At 74.5% G+C, this 1,520-nt stretch carries 2 protein-coding genes; both read right to left on the reverse strand.

Translation table 11 applies throughout. The annotated features are described in order from the left end of the window. Positions 1-314, reverse strand: a 314-nt coding sequence (locus B8460_RS18120) for a hypothetical protein (protein WP_048863022.1), incomplete at its 3' end; no start/stop codon positions are given. 19 nt (positions 315-333) lie between these two features. Beyond that, positions 334-1,520: glutamine-hydrolyzing carbamoyl-phosphate synthase small subunit (gene carA / locus B8460_RS18125; RefSeq protein ID WP_048863023.1), on the reverse strand; the 1,187-nt coding region annotated here is incomplete at its 5' end.

Genomic DNA, 1,520 nt, shown 5'->3' on the forward strand with positions numbered 1-1,520 from the left:
GGCGCCGCCGCGTCCTCGGCCGGCGCCTCGTCGTCGCCGGCGAGGGCGATCGCGGGCGGGGCGGACGGCACCGCCGCGCCGGGCAGGGCGAGCAGCCCGGTACGCCACGCGACGGTGCCGCCGATCAGCCCGACCGCGGCAAGCGCGGCGATCAGGCCGATCAGCACCAGCGCCGCGTACATGATCCCGTCGGTGAACAGCGCGAGGACGAACACCGCGAGGCTGAAGCCAAGCAGGATCGCGACCAGCAGCGGCAGCGCCGCGATCAGATCCTCCGGCCGCCGGACGGCGCGCGGGCCGGTCAGTCCGAACATGGCGATCGTCTCCGCCCGCTCAGCCCCGCCGGTCCATCAGCGCGACGAAGCGGCCGAACAGGTGGCCGGAATCGCTGGGGCCGGGGCTCGCCTCGGGGTGGTACTGCACGCTGAAGACGGGCTTGCCCTCGACGGCGATGCCCTCGTTGGAGCCGTCGAACAGGCTGACATGGGTGGGCACGACGCCCGCCGGCAGGCTGTCGGGGTCGACGGCGAAGCCGTGGTTCTGGCTGGTGATCTCGACGCGCCCGGTGGCCAGTTCCTTGACCGGCTGGTTGGCGCCGCGATGGCCGCGGTCGAGCTTGTAGGTGCGGCCGCCGAGCGCGAGGGCGAGCAGCTGGTGGCCGAGGCAGATGCCGAACAGCGGCAGGCCGCTCGCCAGCACCTCGCGCAGCACCGGCACCGCGTATTCGGCGGTCGCCGCCGGGTCGCCGGGGCCGTTCGAGAGGAACACGCCGTCCGGGCGGTGGCGCAGGATGTCCTCGGCCGAGGCGGTCGCCGGCACCACCGTCACCCGGCAGCCGGCGGCGGCGAGGCTGCGCAGGATGTTGCGCTTGGCGCCGTAATCGACGGCGACGACGTGGTGGCGCGGCGCGGTCTGCCGCCCGTGCCCGGCGGGCCAGGCCCAGACCGTCTCGTCCCAGTCATAGGTCTGCGTGCAGGAGACGGCGCGGGCGAGGTCCATGCCGGCGAGACCGGGCCAGGCGCGTGCCTGTTCGATCAGGGCGTCGGTGTCGAAGGCGCCGTCCGCCGGATAGGCGATCACGCCGCTCGGCGCGCCGCCGTCGCGGATGCGGGCGGTCAGCGTGCGGGTGTCCACGCCCGCGATGCCGGCGATGCCCTGTCCGCGCAGCCAATCCTCCAGCGGGGCGGTGGCGCGCCAGTTCGACGGCGCGGTGATGTCGTCCTTCACCACCAGCCCGCGGGCGGCGATGGTCGTCGTCTCCGTATCGGCGGGGTTGGTGCCCACGTTGCCGATATGCGGAAAGGTGAAGGTGATGATCTGCCCGGCGAAGCTCGGGTCGGTCAGCGTCTCCTGATAGCCGGTCATGCCGGTGGAAAAGCAGACCTCGCCCACCGGGGCGGGCGTCGCGGTATGGGCGCCGAAGCCGCGGCCCCAGAAGAGGCTGCCGTCGGCCAGCGCCAGCACCGCCGTCGCACCCGGCGGGGCGGCGCCCGGCGCCGGGGGGCCGCCCTCGGCCGCCT

The sequence above is a fragment of the Acidisphaera rubrifaciens HS-AP3 genome, assembly GCF_000964365.1.
GTDB classification, from domain to species: domain Bacteria; phylum Pseudomonadota; class Alphaproteobacteria; order Acetobacterales; family Acetobacteraceae; genus Acidisphaera; species Acidisphaera rubrifaciens.